Source organism: Methylobacterium mesophilicum SR1.6/6 (genome assembly GCF_000364445.2).
In the GTDB taxonomy this organism is placed as follows: Bacteria; Pseudomonadota; Alphaproteobacteria; order Rhizobiales; family Beijerinckiaceae; genus Methylobacterium; species Methylobacterium mesophilicum_A.
On the sequence record NZ_CP043538.1, the window covers coordinates 2513121 to 2535587 of the forward strand.

General features: G+C 70.8%; 20 protein-coding genes. 10 read left to right on the forward strand and 10 right to left on the reverse strand.

What is annotated here, in order from left to right:
- The first annotated feature begins 254 nt into the window (after positions 1-254).
- Positions 255-782, forward strand: a complete 528-nt coding sequence (locus MMSR116_RS11960; RefSeq protein ID WP_010682918.1) for a GcrA family cell cycle regulator — start codon at positions 255-257, stop codon at positions 780-782.
- Between the two features lie 9 nt (positions 783-791).
- Here the strand turns inward: MMSR116_RS11960 and MMSR116_RS11965 are convergent, their stop codons facing one another.
- Positions 792-1739, reverse strand: coding sequence for a TAXI family TRAP transporter solute-binding subunit (locus MMSR116_RS11965; protein WP_010682917.1), 948 nt, complete (start codon positions 1737-1739; stop codon positions 792-794).
- Positions 1740-1998: 259 nt separating this feature from the next.
- On the opposite strand from MMSR116_RS11965, the gene cysK reads away from it, so the two are divergent.
- From cysK to MMSR116_RS31360, 5 genes are all read left to right on the forward strand, one after another.
- Positions 1999-2973 (forward strand): cysteine synthase A, encoded by a 975-nt coding sequence (cysK, locus tag MMSR116_RS11970; RefSeq protein ID WP_010682916.1) that lies wholly within the window; start codon positions 1999-2001, stop codon positions 2971-2973.
- 307 nt (positions 2974-3280) lie between these two features.
- Positions 3281-3778, forward strand: coding sequence for a hypothetical protein (locus MMSR116_RS11975; protein ID WP_010682915.1), 498 nt, complete (start codon positions 3281-3283; stop codon positions 3776-3778).
- 89 nt (positions 3779-3867) lie between these two features.
- Complete coding sequence (locus tag MMSR116_RS11980; RefSeq protein WP_010682914.1) at positions 3868-4194, forward strand: hypothetical protein; 327 nt, start codon at positions 3868-3870, stop codon at positions 4192-4194.
- Positions 4194-4508, forward strand: a complete 315-nt coding sequence (locus MMSR116_RS11985; RefSeq protein WP_010682913.1) for a hypothetical protein — start codon at positions 4194-4196, stop codon at positions 4506-4508. The genes MMSR116_RS11980 and MMSR116_RS11985 overlap by 1 nt, the downstream gene beginning before the upstream one ends.
- A complete protein-coding gene (locus MMSR116_RS31360; RefSeq protein WP_010682912.1) occupies positions 4505-4663 on the forward strand; it encodes a hypothetical protein in 159 nt (52 codons plus the stop codon). Before MMSR116_RS11985 ends, MMSR116_RS31360 begins: the two co-directional genes overlap by 4 nt.
- Before the next feature lie 42 nt (positions 4664-4705).
- Here MMSR116_RS31360 and MMSR116_RS11990 read toward each other — a convergent pair whose 3' ends face one another.
- Positions 4706-4942, reverse strand: a complete 237-nt coding sequence (locus MMSR116_RS11990) for a hypothetical protein (protein WP_010682911.1) — start codon at positions 4940-4942, stop codon at positions 4706-4708.
- A 182-nt stretch (positions 4943-5124) separates the two neighbouring features.
- Positions 5125-6948 carry a translational GTPase TypA gene (typA, locus tag MMSR116_RS11995; RefSeq protein WP_010682910.1) on the reverse strand — a complete coding sequence of 608 codons (1824 nt, stop codon included), beginning with the start codon at positions 6946-6948 and terminating at the stop codon, positions 5125-5127.
- Between the two features lie 405 nt (positions 6949-7353).
- Here typA and MMSR116_RS12000 point away from each other — a divergent pair, with 405 nt between their 5' ends.
- Both MMSR116_RS12000 and MMSR116_RS12005 read left to right on the forward strand, forming a co-directional pair.
- Positions 7354-10002 carry an ABC transporter ATP-binding protein gene (locus MMSR116_RS12000; protein WP_010682909.1) on the forward strand — a complete coding sequence of 883 codons (2649 nt, stop codon included), beginning with the start codon at positions 7354-7356 and terminating at the stop codon, positions 10000-10002.
- 60 nt (positions 10003-10062) lie between these two features.
- Entirely contained in the window at positions 10063-11499 is a 1437-nt protein-coding gene (locus MMSR116_RS12005) for a cytochrome P450 (protein ID WP_010682908.1), read from the forward strand.
- Here MMSR116_RS12005 and MMSR116_RS12010 read toward each other — a convergent pair.
- The 5 genes from MMSR116_RS12010 to minC (MMSR116_RS12030) form a co-directional block, all read right to left on the reverse strand.
- Positions 11489-12373, reverse strand: coding sequence for an alpha/beta fold hydrolase (locus MMSR116_RS12010; RefSeq protein WP_010682907.1), 885 nt, complete (start codon positions 12371-12373; stop codon positions 11489-11491). The two genes, MMSR116_RS12005 and MMSR116_RS12010, sit on opposite strands and share 11 nt — an antisense overlap.
- A 341-nt stretch (positions 12374-12714) precedes the next feature.
- Positions 12715-13053, reverse strand: coding sequence for a cell division topological specificity factor MinE (minE, locus tag MMSR116_RS12015; protein WP_010682906.1), 339 nt, complete (start codon positions 13051-13053; stop codon positions 12715-12717).
- The gene (gene minD / locus MMSR116_RS12020) at positions 13050-13865 is read right to left on the reverse strand and encodes a septum site-determining protein MinD (protein WP_010682905.1); all 816 of its coding nucleotides are present in this window, start codon (positions 13863-13865) and stop codon (positions 13050-13052) included. Before minD ends, minE begins: the two co-directional genes overlap by 4 nt.
- A gap of 13 nt (positions 13866-13878) precedes the next feature.
- Positions 13879-14607: a septum site-determining protein MinC gene (gene minC / locus MMSR116_RS12025; protein WP_010682904.1), complete on the reverse strand. Its 729-nt coding sequence runs from the start codon at positions 14605-14607 to the stop codon at positions 13879-13881.
- Positions 14608-14998: 391 nt separating this feature from the next.
- Positions 14999-15751 (reverse strand): septum site-determining protein MinC, encoded by a 753-nt coding sequence (gene minC / locus MMSR116_RS12030; RefSeq protein ID WP_051072124.1) that lies wholly within the window; start codon positions 15749-15751, stop codon positions 14999-15001.
- 111 nt (positions 15752-15862) lie between these two features.
- Between minC (MMSR116_RS12030) and addA the strand changes: the two genes are divergently transcribed.
- On the forward strand, positions 15863-19354 hold the full coding sequence (gene addA / locus MMSR116_RS12035) for a double-strand break repair helicase AddA (protein WP_039892415.1): 3492 nt from the start codon (positions 15863-15865) through the stop codon (positions 19352-19354).
- 206 nt (positions 19355-19560) lie between these two features.
- The gene (gene trxA, locus MMSR116_RS12040) at positions 19561-19884 is read left to right on the forward strand and encodes a thioredoxin (protein WP_010682902.1); all 324 of its coding nucleotides are present in this window, start codon (positions 19561-19563) and stop codon (positions 19882-19884) included.
- Between the two features lie 114 nt (positions 19885-19998).
- On the opposite strand, the gene MMSR116_RS12045 is transcribed toward trxA, so the two are convergent.
- Both MMSR116_RS12045 and MMSR116_RS12050 read right to left on the reverse strand, forming a co-directional pair.
- Positions 19999-20901 carry an outer membrane protein gene (locus MMSR116_RS12045; RefSeq protein WP_010682901.1) on the reverse strand — a complete coding sequence of 301 codons (903 nt, stop codon included), beginning with the start codon at positions 20899-20901 and terminating at the stop codon, positions 19999-20001.
- Between the two features lie 233 nt (positions 20902-21134).
- A complete protein-coding gene (locus MMSR116_RS12050; RefSeq protein WP_010682900.1) occupies positions 21135-22460 on the reverse strand; it encodes a bifunctional folylpolyglutamate synthase/dihydrofolate synthase in 1326 nt (441 codons plus the stop codon).
- Positions 22461-22467 lie beyond the last annotated feature (7 nt).

The following is a 22467-nucleotide window of genomic DNA, read 5'->3' on the forward strand; positions in this document are numbered from 1 at the left end:
GGTCGGCGCCGGGCCGCAGCCTTTGCCGGTGGACAGGGGAGGCTGTGCCCCCCCGGCCGCCCTTGCAACGCTCGGGAACGCCGCGCTAGGGTTCCCCGTGGCTCGACGGACAGGGTGTCGCACGCGGTGCGGCAGCCTTGGCGCGGGTACGCAGTCTGCATGGCAGCTTGGCCAGCCGGATGATGGGTCGTTCGGCCCACGGGGCGGACGGCAGACCCGGGCGGCACCGGAGCCGCAGGGGGCGGAGGGGGAATATGGAACCGGGCCTGGGCTGGACGGATGATCGCGTCGCACTCTTGCGGCGGCTGTGGGAGGATGGGCAGAGCGCCAGCAAGATCGCTGCGCAGCTCGGCGGCGTGACCCGTAATGCCGTGATCGGCAAGGTGCACCGGCTCGGCCTCGCCGGCCGCGCCCGGGGTGGCGAGGAGATCCAGGCCGCTGCGCCGCCGTCGAAGACCGTGGAGATCGAGACCGCCATCGCGGTGGTCGAGACGCAGGCGCCCGAGCCTGTGGCGATCCTCTCGCATCGGCCCGCGCCCGAATTCCCGGCGCCCGCCCCGGCTCCGGAGCCGGTCGCCCTGGCGGTGTCTCAGCGGGTCACCATCATGGACCTGCGCGAATCGATGTGCCGGTGGCCGCTCGGCGACCCGACCACGCCGGAGTTCCGGTTCTGCGGCGCCCGCTCGATCACCGGGCTGCCCTACTGCACCCACCACGCCGAGATCGCCTACCAGCCGGCCACGGAACGGAAGCGGGACCGCCGCGTCGCGTCGTTCCGCTGACGGAAATGCTCAGCGCGGGACGGTCCGGCCGTCCCGCATGAAGCGCAACGTCGCCGGATTGATGGCGGTCTCGGGCACGATCCCGGCCAGATTTCTGGGGGCGGTCGCGCCGAGATCGGCCTGAGCGATCGCCCGGACGAGCCGGTGGGCCGTCCCGTCATCGAGGGCCGGCCGCGCCAGCACGAAACTCCAAGAGCCCACGGTCTCGATCGGCGTGTCCTGTCCCGGGAAGCTGCCGGCCGGAACGGTGAGCCGCCGCATTGCGCTTCCCGGCTGTGCCAGTTGCGCGATGCCCGCCGCCGACGGGCCGAAGAAGCGCGCGCCGCCGGGCTCGCGGGCCAGGGCCAGGAAGCCCGGCCAGTCGAGACCGCCCCCCCAGAGCGCGTCCGCCCGCCCCTCGCGAACCAGGGACGGCCCATCACCGGCACGATCGACCAGGACCGGCTGGATGTCCCGCTCCGGATCGAGCCCGGAGGCCCGCAGCGCGTCGCGGCCCATCACGGTGAGCCCCGAATTATGGGTGCCCAGCACCACCGTGCGCCCTCGCAGGTCGTCCACCGACCGGATCGGGCTGCCGGCCGGGACTGCGAACAGGCCCGGGGTCGCGTACATAGGCGCCAGGACGGTGAGCCCGCCGCCCTCGGCCAAGGCCGGATAGGCGTACGCACCCTGGACCAGGGCCAGGTCGACGCGGCCGGACCGCAGCAGACCGATATTCTCGGCCGAGCCGCCCGTGGCGCGGGTCTCCAGCGCCAACGTCGGATCGGCCGCGTGAACCGCCGTCACGAAGCTCTCCCCGAAGGCCGGGAAGCCGCCTCCGGGCGTCGCGGTCGCCAGGATCAGGCGCACCGGCTCTGCCGCACGCGCCTGGTCCACAATGATGAGCCCGAAGGCCGCCAGCACAGCCGCCCGCCGGGTCCAGGTCGCGGCACTGCCGGCCAGTTCGAGGGTCGCCATTATCGCTCGCTCCGCCGCGGAACGGATGCATGCCGACATCCGGAAGAGAAAGTTCTTCTATCAGGCTGGCGTTTGCCGACAACGCCATTCCACCCCAGGTCGTGCCGTCGCGAAAACCGGAAAGAACTTTCGGTAAGGGCACTTAGCCCGATTGCTCCGGAGACGCCAACGCGATATCGCAGCCTCCCGTCGGGCCGCGACACGCGCGACCCGGCGGATCCGACAGCAGTCCAACGCTTACACGAGCAGGAGCTCCGCGATGGCCGACACCCTCAACGCGCCGGCGAAGGTCGGCCACGGCCGTGTCTACGGCTCGATCACCGAGACGATCGGCAACACCCCGCTGGTGCGCCTGAACCGCCTTCCCAAGGAGCACGGCGTCGATGCCGAGATCCTGCTGAAGCTCGAGTTCTTCAACCCGATCGCCAGCGTGAAAGACCGCATCGGCGTCAACATGATCGACGCGCTTGAGGCGTCCGGCAAGCTGCAGCCCGGCGGCACGCTGGTCGAGCCGACCTCGGGCAACACCGGCATCGCGCTGGCGTTCACGGCGGCGGCCCGGGGCTACCGGCTGATCCTGGTGATGCCGGAGACCATGTCGCTGGAGCGGCGCAAGATGCTGGCCTTCCTGGGTGCCGAGCTGGCGCTCACCCCCGGAGCACAGGGCATGAAGGGTGCGATCGCCAAGGCCGAGGAACTCCTGAAGGAGATCCCCGGCTCGGTCATGCCGCAGCAATTCTCGAATCCGGCCAACCCCGAGATCCACCGGAAGACCACCGCCGAGGAGATCTGGAGCGACACGGGCGGCCAGCTCGACGCCTTCGTGGCTGGCGTCGGCACCGGCGGCACCGTGACCGGCGTCGGGGAGGTGCTGAAGCCGCGCCTGCCGAATCTGAAGGTGTTCGCGGTAGAGCCGGAGGATTCGCCGGTGATCTCCGGCGGTCAGCCCGGCCCGCACAAGATCCAGGGCATCGGCGCAGGCTTCATCCCGGACAACCTCCACACCACCATCCTGGACGGCGTGCTGAAGGTGTCCAACCAGACCGCCTTCGATACCGCCCGGGCGCTGGCCCGGCTGGAGGGCATCCCGGGTGGCATCTCGACGGGCGGCAACGTCGCCGCGGCGCTTGAGCTGGCCAAGCGGCCGGAGTTCCAGGGCAAGCGGATCGTCACCGTCGCCTGCTCCTTCGCCGAGCGCTACATCTCGTCGGCCCTGTTCGAGGGGATCGGCTGAGCGGGATCCGCATAGGACCAGCCGTCCTCGCTCCGGATCGAACGGAGTAGGGGTACGGTTTCGCTCCCAGAGAGGCCGCGCCATCCGGTGCGGCCTTACTTATGTCCGCGATACTTTCCGATTATCGACCAGGTCTCAGAAATAACAAAATGCCAATTTGATAGATGAACATCGATTTCACGGCGCGATAGACGCAGCGTTGCGGCACCGGTTTACCCGCTTCTGGGTCGAAGATCTTGACGGATCCGCTGGATCTTCGACACTTGTTTCGCTACCGCCGATCGAGCCATCGGTCGGAGAGTCTCACATGCGCCGCTTCCTCGTGATTCTGTGCTGTCTCTGGCCAAAGATCGTGCTGGCGCAGGGATTCGCGGTCCACGATCTGACCGCCCTGGCCGAGGAGGGCCGGACCGCGCTCGGCGACGGCACCACCGCGCAGGCGCAGCCGCTCCAGCTCGTCCTCACCTGCGCGGCCTGCGACAGCGCCCCCGCAGCCGAGATGCAGCTCGGGCGCCTGACGGACGGGACCGAAGGCCGGGTCCGATCCGGCAAGACCACCCTGGCGGCCCTGGAGGCACTCTGCGTCAAGCAGAACCCGGATTGCCGCCTCACCAGCCTGCCGGCCGGCCCGGCGATCGGGTGGATCAGCGTCTACGCCCTCGAACGCGGCGCGGGCGCCACCGCCGTCATCCTGCGCGACGGCGATCTCCTGACGATCGCCGCCAAAGCGGCCACCCGCGGGGCGGCGGCGGATGCGGTGCAGCGGCTCGCCCGGAAGCTCCTGCCCCAAATCGTCGGGCGCTGAGCCCTGGATCGACCGCGATCGATCGACCCAGTCCGCGCAACCCTCCCGCGCTGCCTCCGTTGTCCCGCGAAGACGCAGTGAGGCAAGCCATGACTGGGCAGACAGGACGACCGTCTCTGAAGGCGTTCGACGCGAACGCCGACCGCAACGGCCAGGATCTCGGACAGGATTCACCGCTGGACGTCGGGTTGGCGGCTCGAACGCAGGCCGACCTGCAGCGGGATCCGGCGGGCGACGCCCAGGCGGCGCGGGTCGCCTCCGGTACCCCCGGCTCCGATGCCACGGACGCCACCGAGGCCGAGACGCCGCGCGAGAATCTCGACAAACTGAAAGGCGCGACCGGCCTGAGCCCGGCCGCGAAGGAATCGATCGATCGCGCCACCGCGGCGGTCGGCGAGGACGACGGGAAGCGGTGATGCCCAGGCCAACGAGCGAATCCGGGACCGTCACCCGCAAGCCCGACGACGTGGTCGGCTCGCGCGGGGATGCACCCGCCGGCGGCGGCCGGCAGACCGCCGATCAGGCGGCCATCACTGAAATGGGGTCCAACGGAAGCCCCCGCCCTGAACCCAAGGACGGTTGGGGAAAGGCGGGCGAACCGGGTCGCTCACCACCCGCCGTCGGGGGTTCGTCCGGCGGCCATTCCGACCAGAAGGCGTCGCGCGGCCCGGCCGAGGACGAGAAGGTCGCGGGCGGCCTCTACAGGGCCGAGCGGGAGGATCAGGGATGAGCGAGCGGGATGACACCGGCGCGAAGCCGGACAAGCCGAAGAACGTCGCGCCCGACGCGGTGAAGGACCCGAACGAGAAGACGGAGGGCAAACCCGGCATGGGTCCGCCGGCCGGCGGGACGCAGCGCGACGAGACCGATCCCGGCAGCAGCTGAGCGGGCCGCGCCCGTGAGAGGCGCGCCGCCCGCGCGTTGCGCTCAGACGAGCCGGAACGGGATGGGATCGACGGCGAGCCGCACATCGTCCGGCCGGCAGCCGCTCTCGACGCAGGCGTACCGGATCGCGTCCTGACGGGAGCGGAAGATGCCCCCGGCCCGTCCGCCGGTCGCGACGGCCACCCAATGGCCGTCGCCGTCCTGGCCGACGAGATAGGAAGCCGGGGCCGCGGTAGCGGGCGAGCGGACGGGTTGGAGTGGGTTCAACGCGACGGGCATGGAAGTCACAGGGTTGACGCGGGCCTCTCGGGTCCGCCCGACCGAGCTAAGCCGCCCGGCATAAGGGTTCGATGGGCCCGAGAGCCGACAGGAATAAGGGCCGCATCAGCAACCGGGCCTGAGCGCCCGGTTGCCGGCCGTTCACGTCCGGTGCCGGCCGTTGATAGCTGGAGACAGCGGCCTCAGGCCGCGTTCTCCTTCGAACGCTCAGCGCGTTTGCGGTCGTTCGGGTCGAGGATCGCCTTGCGCAGTCGGATCGACTTCGGCGTCACCTCGACGAGCTCGTCGTCCTGGATCCAGGCCAGCGAGCGCTCCAGGGTCATCCGGATCGGCGGGGTGAGGCGGACGGCCTCGTCCTTCGACGTGGTGCGGATGTTGGTGAGCTTCTTGCCCTTGAGCACGTTCACCTCGAGATCGTTCTCGCGGTTGTGCTCGCCGACGATCATGCCCTGGTACACCTTCCAGCCCGGCTCGATCATCATCGGGCCGCGGTCCTCCAGGTTCCACATGGCGTAGGCCACGGCCTCGCCCTGGTCGTTGGAGATCAGCACGCCGTTGCGCCGGCCCGGCATCTCGCCCTTGTAGGGCTCGTAGGCCTTGAACAGCCGGTTCATGATCGCGGTGCCGCGGGTGTCGGTGAGCAGCTCGCCCTGGTAGCCGATCAGGCCGCGGGTCGGAGCGTGGAAAACGAGGCGCAGGCGGTTGCCGCCCGACGGCCGCATCTCCAGCATCTCGGCCTTCCGCTCGGACATCTTCTGCACGACGACGCCGGAATGCTCCTCGTCGACGTCGATCACGACCTCCTCGATCGGCTCCAGCAGCCCGCCGGCCTCGTCGCGCTCGTACACGACCCGAGGCCGCGACACGGCGATCTCGAAGCCCTCGCGGCGCATGGTCTCGATCAGGATCGAGAGCTGAAGCTCGCCGCGGCCCGAGACGTAGAACGAGTCCTTGTCGGCCGCTTCCTCGATCTTGAGCGTGACATTGCCCTCGGCCTCCTTGAACAGGCGGTCGCGGATCATGCGGCTCGTGACCTTGTCGCCCTCGGTGCCGGCGAGCGGGCTGTCGTTGACGATGAACGACATGGTCACGGTCGGCGGGTCGATCGGCTGCGCCTGGATCGGCGTCTCGACCTGCGGATCGCAGAACGTGTCGGCCACGGTGCCCTTCACGAGGCCGGCGATCGAGACGATGTCGCCCGCCTCGCCCACCTCGATCGGCGCGCGCTCCAGGCCGCGGAAGGCGAGGATCTTCGAGACGCGCCCGGTCTCCACGACCTTGCCGGTCCGGTCGAGCACCTTGATCGACTGGTTCGGCTTCACCGAGCCCGACGCGATGCGGCCGGTGATGATGCGGCCGAGGAACGGGTTGGCCTCCAGCAGGGTGCCGAGCATCCGGAACGGCCCCTCCTCGGTCTTGGCCGGCGGCACATGCTTGAGCACGAGGTCGAACAGCGGCTCCAGACCCACCGACGGGTCGGCCTCCGGGCTCTCGGCCATCCAGCCGTTACGGCCCGAGCCGTAGAGGATCGGGAAGTCGAGCTGCTCGTCGGTGGCGTCGAGGGCGGCGAACAGGTCGAAGACCTCGTTGACGACTTCGTTGATGCGCGCGTCCGGCCGGTCGACCTTGTTGATCGCCACGATCGGACGCAGGCCGATCTTCAGCGCCTTGCCGACCACGAACTTGGTCTGCGGCATCGGCCCCTCGGCGGCATCCACCAGCACGATCACGCCGTCGACCATCGACAGGATGCGCTCGACCTCGCCGCCGAAATCGGCGTGGCCGGGGGTGTCGACGATGTTGACACGGGTGTCCTTCCAGACGACCGAGGTCGCCTTGGCGAGGATCGTGATGCCGCGCTCCTTCTCGAGGTCGTTCGAGTCCATCGCCCGCTCCTCGACCCGCTGGTTCTCGCGGAAGGTGCCGGATTGGGCCAGCAGCTTGTCGACGAGGGTCGTCTTGCCGTGGTCGACGTGAGCGATGATGGCGATGTTGCGCAGATTCATGGCTGCCCGAAACGGGTTGTGCCGGCTCCCTGGCGGCCGCGCGGCGCGGCCGTCCGCGCCGGTTCAGGTACGGAGTCGTGGTGGTTGCGTCGCAATATAAGGACGCGCGTCTCGGAGCAAGGCCGGCACACGCATGACGGATGCATCTCTCCGGGATGATCGCGTCTGCGGGAGGGCCGCCGGCCGGCGGCGGCACGGCGCTGTGCAGAGCAGCCCTGCATGCCCTTCGGACGGCCGCCGACGCGCTATATGACGGTGCGATGAACCCGTCGGTCGTCCTTGGGAGCCCGGCAGCCGGCGGAACTTACTGGGCGTGAACGGATACCGTCTTGATCGTATGTTCGCGGGATCGCGCACCGATTCGGCACTGCTCACGCCAGGACGGGCTTTCACCGGAAGGACACGATGCGCGCGCTTGAGCCGCGGCTCTTCCCGTATATTTGGCGCTACTCCAAGGGCGACCAGCTCAAGATCTGCGCCGTGGTCCTGGCCTCGCTGCCGTTCTACTTCGCCTCGCTCGACCTGCCGAAGCGCATCGTCAACGACGCGATCACCGGCAAGGCCTTCGCCCACGGCGAGGCGACGGCCTCGTTCCTCGACATCACCGTCCATTGGCCGGACGCCCTCGGCGGCGGAGCGACCCGGCTGTTCGAGGGGTTCCAGCTCGACCGGTTCGAGCTTCTGCTCGGGCTCTCAACCCTCTTCCTGGCGCTGGTGCTGATCAACGGCGCGTTCAAGTTCTGGATCAACCTGCAGAAGGGCATCCTCGGCGAGCGGATGCTGCGCCGGCTGCGCTTCCAGCTCTTCTCCCTGATGCTGCGGTTCTCGCCGGAGGCCCAGCGGGAGGTGAAATCCTCCGAGACGGCGACGATCATCCGCGACGAGGTCGAGCCGATCGGCTCCTTCATCGGCGACGCGATCGTGGTGCCGGTGTTCCTCGGCACCCAGGCCGCCACGGCCCTCGCCTTCATCATGATGCAGAACCTGTGGCTCGGCCTTGCGGCGGGCGGCATGGTCGGCGTTCAGATGACCGTGATCCCGCGGCTGCGCCGCGAGATCATCCGCCTCAGCCGGAAGCGGCAGATCGCCTCGCGCAACCTCGCCGGCCGTGTCGCCGAGGTGCTCGACGGGCTGCCGGCGGTCCTGCTCAACGATACCGGGCGCTGGGAACGGGCGGAGATCGGCGGCCGGCTCTACAGCCTCTACGACCTGCGCCTGCGGATCTATCGCCGCAAGTTCGCGGTCAAATACCTCAACAACCTGCTCGCGCAGGTCACGCCGTTCCTGTTCTACGCGATCGGCGGCGTCTTCGCCCTCAAGGGTCAGCTCGATATCGGCCAGCTGGTCGCCGTCCTCGCCGCCTATCGCGACCTGCCGCCACCGCTGAAGGAGCTGATCGACTGGGATCAGCAGCGCCTCGACGTCGAGGTGAAGTACGAGACCGTGGCGGCGCATTTCGGCCCGCAGCGCCTGCGCCCGGCCGAGCCCGAGACGGAGGCGCCGCCGCCGCTCCTGGGGACGCCGCTGCGCTTCGAGGGGCTGGCCCTGCGCGACCCGCAGGGCGGCGCTCCGGTGGAGGTCGGGGACGCCGAGGTGCCCCTGCCGACCCGCCTCGCACTGGTCCCGTCCGGCTCCGTCGCGCAGGAATTCACGCGCGTCCTCGCGGGCCTGCAGACGGCGCCGAACGGAGCGATCCGGATCGGCGATCACGACCTGGCCACCCTGCCGCGGCCAGCCCACGCGCGCCGCATCGCCTATGCGGGGGTCGAGCCGGTGCTGTTCCCCGGGACGGTGCGCGACAACATCCTGTACGGACTGCGGATCTGTCCGCTGCGGACCGGCCATCTCGACCTGAGCCGGGCGCAGATCAACGAGGCGGTGAAGACCGGCAACCCGTGCGACACGGTCGACGATCCCTGGATCGACTATCGGCAGCTCGGCGTCCGGGATGCGGAGGAGCTCGACGAGCGGCTCGTCGGCCTGTTGAGCCGGCTCGATCTCGGCGACGACCTGTACCGGTTCGGCCTCGGCGCCCTCAGCTCGGTCGCGCACGATACGCCGGTGGGCCAGCGCATGATCGCGGCCCGGGAGCACCTGCGCGAGCACTTCGCCCAGAAGGGCCTCGCCGACCTCGTCATTCCGTTCGCCCGCGGCCGCTACAACGATCAGGCGACGGTGGCGGAGAACCTGCTGTTCGGCGTGCCGCGCGATCCGACGCTGACGGATCCGCGGCGTCTGGCGGGCACCGCCCTCTTCCGCGAGGCGCTGGAGAAGGTCCAGCTCCTCGAAGCGCTGGACCGGATGGGTGTCGCCATCGCCAGCAACCTGAAGGACATTTTCGCCGACGTGCCGCCCGGCCATCCGCTGTTCCGGCGCTTCTCGCTGATCACGCCGGACGCGTTGCCGGACTACCTGCTCCGGCTGTCCCGCCTGCCCGCGGAGGGTCGCCTCAGCGACGACGACAGCGTGGCCTTCCTGGCCCTGGCCCTGGCCTATGTCGAGCCGCGGATGCGCTTCGGCCTCCTCGACGAGGATCTCGCCACGCGCATCGTCGGGGCGCGGGCCGTCGTGCAGGGGCGGATGCACGGCCAGGACGGGTGCGACATCGAATCCTACGATCCCACCCGGATCAACCCGCGCAGCACCGTGCTCGACAACCTCCTGTTCGGCCGCATCGACACGGCCCGGATGCACGGCGAGACGCTGATCCAGCGGGAAGCGCGGGCGGTGTTCCGGGAGTTCGATCTGGAGGGGCCGATCCAGCGGCGCGGGCTGGAGAAGGCGGTCGGCAACCGGGGGCAGCTGCTTGCGGAGCGCGTCCGCGTGCGGATCGGCCTCGCCCGCGCGATCTTACGGGACCCGGAAATTCTGGTCGTCGACCGCGTGGACGAGCACCTCGATGGCGGCGTCGACACGCTGCTCGATGTCGCGGGCGCCACCCTTCCCAGGGCGAGCCTCGTGGCGAGCCTCTCGGCGGAGGCGGACCCTGCACGGTTCCCCGCGCGGCTGCCGCTCCGGAGCAGCGAGGCGCGGCTGCGCTCCGCGGCCGAGTGATCGCATCGGGACACGGGCGCGGCGGTTTACAGCCTCCCCGTCTCCGGTCCAGGGTACCGTATGCCCACGCTGTCGGACGCGATCGAGAACCCGGCCCGGACGACCGGGAGCCTCGCCGGCCTGCCCCGCGTGGTGCCGCCCCGCCGCGCGCCGCCGGAGCGCGAGCTGCCGATCCCCGCCTACCTGCGCTCGATCCGCGACAACAGCCTGGCGGGCTTCCCCCGGCGCGCCTTCGAGGAGCCGGTGACCCGCCGCGGCCTCCTCGGGCGGTCGAGCTATGTCCTGAACGATCCGGAAGCGATCCGACGCGTGCTGGTGGAGAACCAGACGAATTACGCGCGCACCACCGGGACGATCCGCATCCTGCGCCCGATCCTGGGCGACGGGCTCCTGATCAGCGAGGGATCGGCGTGGCGTCATCAACGCCGGACCCTGGCGCCGGCCTTCACGCCGCGGGCGATCGACGGGCTGGTGCCGCACATCGCCGCCGCCGTCGAGGACGGTCTGAGCGACATCGCCGCCGAAGCCGCGGCGGGTCCGGTCGACCTGTTCACGTCCTTCTACCGGCTCGCCCTGGAGATCGCCGGCCGCGCCATGTTCTCGGTGGGCATGGACGAGCACGGTGCGGAGCTGCGCGCCTTCATCGCCGAGTACGCCGAACGGATGGGCCGGCCCCACCTCCTCGACATCGTGACGCCGCCGGGCTGGCCGGTCCCCCTCGACTGGTCGCGGTCGCGGTTCCGCCGCCGCTGGATCCCGTTCCTCGACCGCATCATCGCGGCGCGCCGCGCCTCGGATCAGCCCCATGCCCGCTCGGGTGACCTGCTGGACCTGCTCGCGGCCGCGCGCAACCCCGACACGGGCGCCGCGTTCACGCCCGACGCGTTGCGCGACCAGGTCGCCACCATGATCCTCGCCGGCCACGAGACCACGGCCGGCACGTTGTTCTGGGCCGCCTACCTGCTGGCACTGGCGCCCGAGATTCAGGAGCGCGTCGCCGCCGAGGCGCGCGACGCCGACCTCGCGGATCCCACCGGCTGCCAGAGCGACGGCCGGCTCCCCCTCGCCCGCGCGGTGATCGACGAGACCCTGCGGCTCTACCCGGCGGCCTTCGTGGTGGTGCGCCGCGCCCTCGGCCCGGACCAAGTGGTCGGTCACGCGGTGAAGAAGAACGACATCGTGATGGTGAGCCCCTGGGTGCTCCATCGCCACAGGCAGCTCTGGTCGGACCCGGACGCGTTCGATCCCGGCCGCTTCCTGCCGGGGGCGGCGCCCCCGCCGCGCTTCGCCTATCTGCCGTTCGGGGCCGGGCCGCGGGTCTGCATCGGCGCGCAATTCGCGCTGAGCGAGGCGGTCCTCACGCTGGCGCGGCTGCTGGCACGGTTCCGCGTGGTCCTGGAGGGGTCCGAGCCAGTCCTGCCGCAGGCCGTCGTCACGACGCAGCCGGACCGGAACGCCCGATTCCGGCTGATCCCGCGAGATCCGGTCAGCCTCTGATCCCCGTGATCGTCGCCGAGATCGCGCGCGGGTCGCGCATCGGCCAGCGGCCGGTCTCGACCTGGGCCAGGAAGTCGTCGAGGAGCCGGTTGTAGGACTCCGGCTCCTCGACCGAGAGGGCGTGGCCGGTATTCGGCACGACCGCAAGCCCGGCGGACGGGATCGCGCGCTTCAGCATCAGGCTGGGGGCGAGGCAGGGCCAATCCTCGTCGCCGGCGACGATCAGGGTCGGCACGGCGAGCCGGCCCAGAGCCTCCGTCAGGTCGTATAGGGAGGGACGCTCCTTCTGAACGCCGGCCTGCGTGTTGGCCGAGCCCAGCGCCGAATGCTCGGCCAGCATCCGCTTGAACTCGGCGTGCCCGCGCGGGTCCTTGGTCTCGAACTGCACCCGGGTCGGCCCGACGGCGTAGCGTTCGGCGAAGGCCGCCATGCCGTCACGCCGCAGCACCTCCGCGGTGGCCTCCGCCTCGGCGCGGAACTGGGCCTGCCGTTCGGGCTCGGCGCCGTAGCCGCAGCCGCCGAGGCAGAGCGACAGGGCGCGGTCGGGGTGGCGCAGTCCGAAATGGAGGGTCGCGAAGGCCCCCATCGAGATTCCCGCGACATGGGCCTTCGGGGCGCCGATATGATCGAGGATGGCGAGGATGTCGTCGGCGGCGCGGGCCTGGGAATAGGCCGAGACGGATTCCGGCACGTCGGAGGGCGGATAGCCCCGCGCGTTGAACGCGACGGCGTGGTAGCGGCGGCCGAAATGGCGGAGCTGCGCCTCGTAGCTGCGGTGATCGCCGGCGAATTCGTGCACGAAGATCAGCGGCGTTCCGCGCCCGCTCGCCTCGTAATGGAGGCGGATCCCATCATCCGTGGTGGCACTCGGCATGGCGGTCCCGGATTGCTTCGAACTGTTGCACGCCACCCCGTCATCCCGGGGCCGCGCAACGGCGCCCGGGATCCAGACCCTCATCGCGTGCCACGAATGGCTCCGCCGGAGGGTCTGGATTCCGGGCTCGCCTTCGGCGACCCGGAATGACGGTGCGGCGATCCTCGCTGACGCCGAAGGTGCTCCCGGCGTTTCGGGTCTAACGTCGTCGAACCTTCGGCGGTTCAGGCCGCAACCGTGCGGCCTGGCAGATGGCGACCGCTTTCAGACAGCAAAGCCGCGCCCGGCTGCCCGGACGCGGCTTACGTCGATCGATGCCGGCGGGAGCGGTCCCGCCCGGCTCAAGCGGCCTTCTTGGACGCCGCCTTCGCACCGCCCTTGTTGGCGGCGACCTCGGCGAGCTTCGCCGCGAGCTTCGCGTCGAGCTTGCCGGCGGCACCGAGCGGAAGCTCGATGTCGAGACCCAGCGTCGAGACGCCCTCGCCACGCTCCAGGGTGACCTTCACCTTGTCGGGCTCGACCGCGACGTGGTTGGCGATCACCGCCAGGATCTCCTCGCGGAGCTGGAGCACGAGGTCGGGGCGACCCGACTCGGCCCGCTCGTGGGCGAGGATCAGCTGCAGACGGTCGCGGGCGACCGAGCCGGAGTTGCGCTTCTGGAAGATGCCCAGGATGCTCATGCCGCCCTCCGCATGAACAGCTTGTCGAGGAACGACTTGCGCTCGACCGGCAGGCTCATCGGGATGTCCTCGCCCTTCAGCCGGCGCGCCGCGTCGGCATAGGCCCGCGCCGGGGCGCAGAGGGGATTGTTGAGGGTCACCGGGCAGCCGAGGTTCGAGGCGCGCAGCACCTCCTGGCTCTCCGGGATGATGGCGAGCAGCGGGATCGACAGGATGTCGAGCACGTCCTCGGTCTTGAGCATGTCGCCGCGGTCGGCCCGGGACGGGTCGTAGCGGGTGAGGATGAGGTGCTTGTCCATCTCCTCGCCCTTCTCCGCCTTGGCGGTCTTGGAATCGAGGAGGCCGATGATCCGGTCGGAGTCGCGCACCGAGGAGACCTCGGGGTTGGTCACGACGACGGCGATGTCGGCGTGGTGCATGGCCAGCTGGGCGCCGCGCTCGATGCCGGCGGGGGAGTCGCAGATGACCCAGTCGAACTTCTCGCGCAGCTCCTCCATGACCCGGGCGACGCCGGCATCGGTGAGCGCGTCCTTGTCGCGGGTCTGCGAGGCCGGCAGCAGGTGCAGGGTCTCGACCCGCTTGTCCTTGATGAGCGCCTGCGGGAGCTTCGCGTCGCCGTTGACCACGTTGATCAGGTCGTAGACGACCCGGCGCTCGGCGCCCATGATCAGGTCGAGGTTGCGCAGGCCGACGTCGAAGTCGACGACGCACACGCTCTGACCACCCTGGGCCAGGGCCGCTCCGAGGGCCGCGGTCGTCGTCGTCTTGCCGACGCCGCCCTTGCCCGATGTGACGACGAGAACCTTTGCCACGCGTCGATCTCCCTTAATCCAGGCTTGCCATTCGGATGTTGCCGCCATCGAGCCAGACCTGAGCGGCCTTGCCGCGCAGGGCCGTGCCCATGTCCTCCGCCGTCCGCACGAGGCGGTCGATCCCCAGCAACTCGGGCTCGAATTTGCGGCAGTAGATTCGTGCGCGCGGGTTGCGCGCGGCTCCGGCGATCGCGCGACCGCGCAGGGCGCCGTAGACGTGGATGGAGCCGCCGGCCAGGATCTCGGCCCCCGAGGACACCGAACCCATCACGGTGACGTCGCCGGTCGGGTTGATGACGCTCTGGCCGGAGCGGACCGAGCCCTCGACGGTGATCGAGGTGACCACATGCGGCTCCGGCTCGGCCGGAATGCTCGGGATCTCGACCGTCTCGGACGGGTGTCCCTTCACCAGAAGCGGCGGCAGGCCTTCCGCCACCGCGTCGGCGCCCTCGATGCCCAGGACCGCGATGCCGCGGGCCTTGAGCTCGTTCATGAGCGTCTCGAGAGTGTCCGGCTCGGGCTTGAGCCGGGCGCAGTCGAGGATCACGGCCCGGCCTTTCAGCAGGGTCGGCGAGCGCTTCAGCGCCGCGTCGAGACCCGCGAGCCACTCGGGAAGCGGCGGTTCGGGGGCGAGGGCCAGGGCCTTGAAGGCCCGTCCGCGCAGGCTGAGCGGCCGGGGCGCGGAAGGAGCCGCCGTCTGGGCGGTCTCCGGGTCGATCGGCTCGGGGAGGGTGTCGCTCATGTCCGCCCGTTAAGAGTCCTTACCGGACCATTGACGGCGGGTATGGTTACCGAAGGGTTAAGTTTCTGATCCGGTCGGCAAATTCTGCCGGGATCCTGGTATCGGGGCGGCGCAGGACGACAGCTCTATGGTCGTCAGCCCGTTCCGGTCGATGCCGTGGCACCACCGACTTTGCGAGCGGAGCGAAGCAATCCAGTGGCGCTTTGCCCATTCTGGGTGGCGCTGCCCTGGGTCACTTCGCGTCGCTCGTGAGTCGTGCGAGACCCGCCACCACAGGCATTCGAACGGGAGCCGCAAAGGCGTCTCCGTGCCGCTGGCGCGGCGCCTTCTCTGCTGGATCCGGATCAGATTTCGCCTCGCTCCACCCGCCCGGTAAGAACCGCCCGAACGATCACCCCCGATCGAACAAGGTCAGCTTGATCGCATCATCCGTGAGCCGCACCTCCGTGGCCTGTCCCCGGAAGGACGGGTCGAGGTCGTCCGCGGCGCGGTAGAGGCCGTCGATCGCCACCAGCTCCGGCTCGAACTTGCGGCACCAGATCCGCGCCGCCGGATTGCCCGCGGCGCCGGCGATCGCGCGGCCGCGCAGCGCGCCGTAGACGTGGATCGAGCCTCCCGCGATCACCTCGGCGCCCGAGGCAACGGCGCCCAGGACGGTCACGTCGCCCTCGAGATGGAGCACCGTCTGGCCCGATCGCACCGGCGCGTCGAGGATCAGCGAGCGGACGGCCTCCTTCGGTTGCGGCTCGGCCGGCGCGGGCTCGCCGGAGACCGCGACCTCGCCGGCCGGGCGTCCGCCCGACAGGGCCGGCGGCAGGCCGTCGCCCAGGAGCGCGGGCGGCGCGCCCTCGATGCCCAGGATGGCGATGTTGCGGGCCGTCAGTTCCACGAGCAGCCCGTCGAGATCCTCGCGGCCGAGCCGGAGGCCCGCGAGGTCGAGGATCACCGGGCGTCCGGCGAAGAAATTGGGCGCTCGCCGGTTGAGGGCGTCGAGGTCGCCCAGCCAGTCCGCCACCGGTGGCACGGGCGCCAGGACGGTGGCCATGAAGGAGCGGCCGCGGAAGCGGATCGGCGGGCGGGCCGGCTCGGATGTCGGCTGAGTCACGGGCGTGTCTTGCTTCGCGCAGGTTGTCCCCGCATCCATGCGGCGCCGCCGCGCCGGGGGCAATCCCGCAACGCCCGGTGTGACGCCTTGGCGGCCCCGCGCACGCGTTTCTGTTGTAGAACGTGGCGCCAGCCGAGCCGGACCGGACCGTTGAGCAGCGCCAGCACGCACGCCGTCAAACCCTTCGTCGTCGACGACCTCACCCGGGCGAACCAGCGCCGGGCGGCCGATCCGCGGGCCTCGGCCTGGGTCTCCGCCAATGCCGGCGCGGGCAAGACCAAGGTGCTCACCGACCGGGTGGTGCGGCTGCTCCTCGACGGCGCCCCGCCCGGCCGGATCCTCTGCCTGACCTTCACCAAGGCGGCGGCCGCCAACATGGCGATCCGCGTGTTCCGCCTGCTCGGGCGCTGGGTGACGCTGGACGACGACGCCCTGGCGGCCGAACTTGCTGAACTCACCGGCGAGCAGGCTGGGCCGGAGCGCCTGCGCATGGCCCGGCGCCTCTTTGCCCGGGCGGTGGAGACGCCGGGCGGCCTCAAGATCGAGACCCTGCACGCCCTGTGCGAGCGGCTGCTCCATATGTTCCCGTTCGAGGCGAACGTCCCGGCCCGATTCGTGGTGCTCGACGAGGCGAAGGCCCGGGAGATCTTCGACATCGAGATGGCCAACGTGCTGGCCGACGCGGTCTCGAACGGCGACACGCCGCTGAGCGCGGCCCTCGCCCGCGTCGCCCCCGAGGCGACGGGCGACACGCTCCGGGCGGCGATCCGCTCCGCGATGCGGGCGCGCAGCCTCATCGGCGATACGGCAGGCCTGGAGCGCGCCTTCGCGCGCCTGCACGGCGCGCTGGGGCTCGCCGCCGAGGAGAGCGCCGAGCGGATCGAGGCGGCGATCCTGGAGGGCGGCCCCGGCCTCGCACCGGAGGATCGGGCCGCCGTGGTCCAGGCCCTGCGCACCGGCAAGGCCAACGACGAGAAGCTCGCCGACGCGCTGGCGGCCGCCGAGGCCGAGCGGGCCCGCTCCGAGGACCAGCCGGACCGGGCGGAGGCGCTTTCGCTCTACCGCGCCGTGTTCTTCACCCTCAAGGACGAGCCCAAGGCCGATTCCAGCCTCGGCACCAAGAGCGTCCCGGCTGCGGTGAAGGACGCCCTGATCGCCGAGCGCGACCGCCTGGACCCTCTCTTCGACCGCCTGCGCGCCGCCCGCGCCCACGCCCGCACCCAGGCCCTGTTCCAGATCGCCGCCGAAATCCACCGCCGGGTCGAGGCGCAGAAGGCGCGGCTCGGCGCCCTCGACTTCGACGACCTGATCCACAAGGCCCTGGACCTGCTCGGCCGGGTCGGCGCCGGCTGGGTCCTGTACAAGCTCGACCGCGGCATCGATCACGTCTTGGTGGACGAGGCGCAGGATACCAACCCCGAGCAATGGGCGATCCTGCGGGCGATCACCCAGGAATTCGCCGCCGGCGAGGGCGCGCGCGCAGGCCATCGCACGCGCTTCGCCGTGGGTGATCCGAAGCAGTCGATCTACGGCTTCCAGGGCGCCGAGCCGCGGGAATTCGCCCTGACGCGGGCTTCCTGGATCGCGGAGTCGCGGGCGGCGGGCCTCACCTTCGAGGACGTGCCGCTCACCCTGTCGTTCCGCTCGACCAGCCTGGTGCTGCGCGCCGTCGATGCCGTGTTCGCCCTCGACGCGCACAACGAGGGCCTGTCCTTCGAGGACACGGTGCGCCGGACCGTCCACGCGAGCGCGCGGCCGGACGTGCCCGGCGCGGTGGAGCTGTGGCCGATCACCGAGCCCGAGCCGGCGGCCGAGCCCGATGCCTGGACGGCACCGGTCGACGCGCCCGAGACCAGCGCCCCCGCGATCGTGACCGCCCGCCGCGTCGCGCAGGCGGTGCGGAGCTGGACCACACGGGGCGACGCGGCAGGCCGGATCTGGCGCCCCGGGGACGTGCTGATCCTGGTCCGCAAGCGCGGCCCGGCCTTCGAGGAGGTGATCCGCGCCCTCAAGAGCCTCGGGGTGCCGGTGGCCGGCCAGGACCGGCTTGAGGTCTCGGCCCATATCGCGGTGGCCGATCTCGTGGCGGCCGGGCGGGCCGGGCTCCTCCCGGCCGACGACCTGACCCTCGCCACGGCGCTCAAGACGCCCCTGGTCGGGTTCACCGACGAGGATCTGGTGCGGATCGCCGCCCGTCGGGACCTGTCGGAGACGCTGGAGGACGCCCTGCACCGCCACGCCGCGGCGGGCGATGCGACGGCGATCCGCGGCCTCGCGGCACTCGCGGGATGGATCGCGCTCGCGGGCCGCCACGGCCCGTTCGGGTTCTACGCCCGGCTCCTCGGCCCGCAGGAGGGCCGCGCCAAGCTGGTCGCGCGGCTCGGCGGCGAGGCGGGCGACGCGATCGACGTCTTCCTCGCCGCCGCCGCGCAGGCCGAATCGGCCGAGGACGCCCCGTCGCTGGGCGGATTCCTGGCCCGCTATGTCGGCGCCGAGGCCGGGCACACGGTCAAGCGCGACCTCGAATCGGGCCGTGACGAGGTTCGGGTCATGACGGTGCACGGCGCCAAGGGCCTGGAAGCGCCGGTGGTGGTGATCCTCGACGGCTGCGAACCGCTCGGCCGAAACGACCCGCCACTGCTGCCGCTGGCGGCGACCGGAGGCGCCCTCCCACCCGTCTGGTCGAGCGGGAAGCTGCAGGATTGCGCGGCCACGGAAACCGCCCGCGCGGCCCTGCTCGCCCAGGCGCGGCAGGAGCACAACCGCCTCCTCTACGTGGCCATGACCCGGGCCGCCGACCGGCTGATCGTCGCGCCCTTCCGCGGGCACGAACGCGAGACCGAGGCGGCATGGTGCCGGATGGTGCGCGCCGGCCTCGAAGCCGTGCTCGGCGCGGGCGAGACGATCGAGCTGTCCTACGGGACGGCCACCGTCTGGCAGGACGGCTCCGAGGCTCGCCGCGCGCCGGAGACACCGAGGCCCGCGGATCCGCCGGCGTCGGAGCCTGACTGGCTGCGCGACCCGGTCCCGGCCGAGCCGCAGGTGCAGGCGCTCAATCCATCCAGCGCTCTCCAGGCGGCGGATGGCGCACGGGTGCCGCCGCCGCGCCTCGCGGATGCCCAGGCGCGGCGCCGCGGTATCCTGATCCACGCCCTTCTCCAGCACCTGCCGCGGGTCGAGCCGGCGCGCCGCGAGGCCGCGGGACTGGCCTTCGTGCAGGCTCGGGCGCCCGGCCTGCCCCGCCCGGCCTTCTACGGGCTCGTGCGATCGGTCCTGCGCATCATCGACGATCCGGACCTCGCACCCCTCTTCGCGCCGGATGCCCGGGCGGAGGTGAACCTGTCAGGGCGGGTGCAGGTCGGCGGCGCGGAGAGGGCTGTCCAGGGTCGCGTCGACCGGTTGGCCGTGACGACCGACACCGTGCGGATCGCCGACTTCAAGACCGGGCGGCCGCCGGATCCGGACGCGCCCCTGCCCCCCGCCGAGGCCGGCCAGATCGCCGTCTATGCCCGGCTGCTCGGCCAGATCTACCCCGGCCGGACGATTCGGCCGATGCTCATCTGGACCTCGGGCCCGGTGATCCGCGCCTTGAGCGCCGAGGACATCGCGACCGCCCTGGACCAAGCCGGGATTGCGGCCTGACGCCTCGGCGACGGCTCGGGTTGCCGGATCGGAGCGCCCGGGTATGCGCCAGCGCACATGCGCGGGGCACATCCCCACCACAGCGCCCGCTGGGGTGTCGCGACTTCTTGACCCCACGCGGACCCGTCGCCAATTCTGACCGGACCGCGCGGGCCCCTGCCCGCTCGACGCCGCCCGATGGGTGGCGCAGACCGAAAGGTGACGTGATGGCGACGGTGAAAGTGACCGACGCGAGCTTCGAGCAGGACGTTCTCAAGTCCGCCGAGCCCGTCGTGGTGGATTTCTGGGCGGAGTGGTGCGGCCCCTGTCGCCAGATCGGCCCGGCGCTCGAGGAGATCGCCACGGATCTTCAAGGCAAGGTGAAGATCGCCAAGGTGAATGTCGACGAGAACCCGCAGATCGCCGCCCAGTACGGCATCCGGTCGATTCCGACGCTGCTGCTGTTCAAGAACGGCGAGCGGGTCGATCAGAAGGTCGGTGCTGCCCCGAAGGGTGACCTGTCCCGCTGGATCGGTGCGCAGACGGCCTGATCCCGGAGATCGGTCGACAAAAGGAAAGCCCGGCCGCGAGGCCGGGCTTTCTTGGTTTCGAGACCCTTTTGTTATCAAGTCCCGGGGCTTATGCCCGGGACCTTCCGTCCGGTCTCAGTACGAGCCGAACTTGTAGTTCAGGCCGGCGCGGACGACGGCGAACTCGGCGTTGTTGCGCACCGGCACGTTGTTGAACACCGGCACCAGCCCGGCGGGGGTGATGTAGCCACCCACCAGCGGGAGACCCGTGTTGCGGCCCTGATCGAGGTTCACGTACAGGCCTTCCACCTTCAGCGTCACGGCCGAAGAGCGGAAGAAGTTCAGGAACGAGTCGGTGGGCAGGGCGTACTCGATACCGCCGCCGACCGTCCAGCCGGTGACGAAGTCGCTGCGGCTGCCGGCGAAGTTCTGGAACGCGACGCGCGCGCCCTGATCGCCGGTGGCGTAGGCGAAGCCGCCGGTGCCGTAGAACAGCACGCGGTCGAAGGCGTAGCCGAGGCGGCCACGGACCGTGCCGAAGAAGTCGAGCGTGCTGAGCAGGCCGTTGGCCGGCACGAAGTTGCCGAAGCCAGCGCCGGGCGCGCCCGCCAGGACATAGCTGCCGCGACGGTTGCCGAAGTCGAGGTACTGAGCGTCGGCCTCGACGCCGAACACCACGCCCTGACCCGGGGTCAGCTGCCAGTTGTAGCCGATCTGGCCACCGCCGGTGAAGCCTTCGTTCTGGTTACGACCGTAGGTCAGCGAGGAGCCGGGGGTCAGGATCGGCGGGACGAACAGCGCGCCACCGGGCGTGATCGCGACCGGGTTGGCACCCGGGATCTGCGTGAAGCCGTTGGCCGTGTTGTTGCTGGCATCGAAGCCGTAACCGGCGTTGATACCGAAGTAGGCGCCCGTCCAGGTGAACACCGGAACCGGGGTGAACACCGGCGGCGGAGCGGCGCGGCGCGGCAGGTCGGCGGCCGAAGCGGCGGCCGTCAGCGCCGTGAACGCCGCGAGAGAGGTGATAAGCTTCTTCATTACTGTGATCCCCAGCATTAGCCCGATCGCCGTGGACGTTAGGCGATCGGGCCCGCGATGGATGTAGCTTAGCTGCCACAGCCGAGGGAAAGCGTAGCCGTGACGGGACGTCGATCCGGTCGAATGCGGCGAATCGACGACTTTCCGCGCCTGACGATCAAAGCTTGCGGGATGTCCAGAGACATTCCATGCGATTGCGGCCGCCGTTTCCGGCACAGCCGGACCGCGACGACTCAGACGGGCGGTGTGTCGTTGGCCGCCAGGACTAGCCCGGCCAAGTAGAGCGACCCGCAGATCAGGATCCGCGGCGGCCGCTCGAAGGCGATGTCTTTAACCATTGCCAGCGCCGCCTCGATGCTCGGGGCCGCGTAGGTGGAGAGGCCGACGCTCTCGCCGATCCGCGCGACCTCGTCGGCCGGGCGCGCCGCCATCGTCCCGGTGATCGGGACGGCGACGAGGGCCCGGGCGAGCCCGACGAAATTGCGCAGGAAGCCGTCGGCGTCCTTGGTGCCGAGCAGGCCGACGATCAGAACCAGCGGCACGTCGCTCTTCTCGCCGAGATCCGCCATCGCGGCGGCCAGGATCCGGCCCCCGTCGATGTTATGGCCGCCGTCGAGCCACAGCTCGGCGCCGGGATCGATCTGCGCGGCGAGGCGCCCACGGCCCAGGCGCTGCAGCCGTCCCGGCCAATCGACCTCCGTGAGACCCTTCTCCAGGGCCGTCGTGCCGATGTCGCCGAAGCCCGCGGCGCGCAGCGCGGTGATCGCCGTCCCGGCATTGACCAGCTGGTGGCGGCCCGCCAGCTTGGGACGCGGCAGGTCGAAGAGATCGGTCTCGTCCTGGTAGACGAGCCGGCCGCGCTCCTCGTAGACGGAGAAATCCTGGTTGCCCACCAGGATCGGACCGGCCCCGACCGCCTCGGCGCGCCGGCACAGCACGGCGTCGGCCTCGGCGTAGTCCTGGGCGGCGATCACGGCGGGACAGCCGCGCTTGAAGATGCCGGCCTTCTCGGTCGCCACCGATTCGACCGTGTCGCCGAGATACTCGGCGTGGTCGCGCCCGATCGGCGTCACCACCGAGCAGGCGGGCTGCGCGATCACGTTGGTGGCGTCGAGCCGGCCGCCGAGGCCGACTTCGAGCAGCAGCACGTCGGCCGGGCTCTCCGAGAACAGCAGCAGGGCCGCCGCCGTGGTGATCTCGAACATCGTGATCGGCTGGCCGTCGTTGGCCGTCTCGCAGCGCGAGAACGCGTCGGCCAGCCGGTCCTCGTCGACGAAATGGCCGCCGCCGATCCCGCCGATCCGGATCCGCTCATGGAATCGGACGAGGTGGGGCGACGTGTAGACGTGCGCCGCGAGCCCTCCCGCTTCGAGGATCGCCCGCATGAACGCGATGGTCGAGCCCTTGCCGTTGGTGCCGGCGACATGGATCACCGGCGGCAGGCGCCGCTCAGGATTGTTGAGGCGCGCGAGGAGCCGCTCGATCCGACCCAGCGACAGGTCGATGGTGCGGGGATGCAGCGCGAGGAATCGCGCCATCAGGGCGTCGGACGAGGCCATCGCGCGG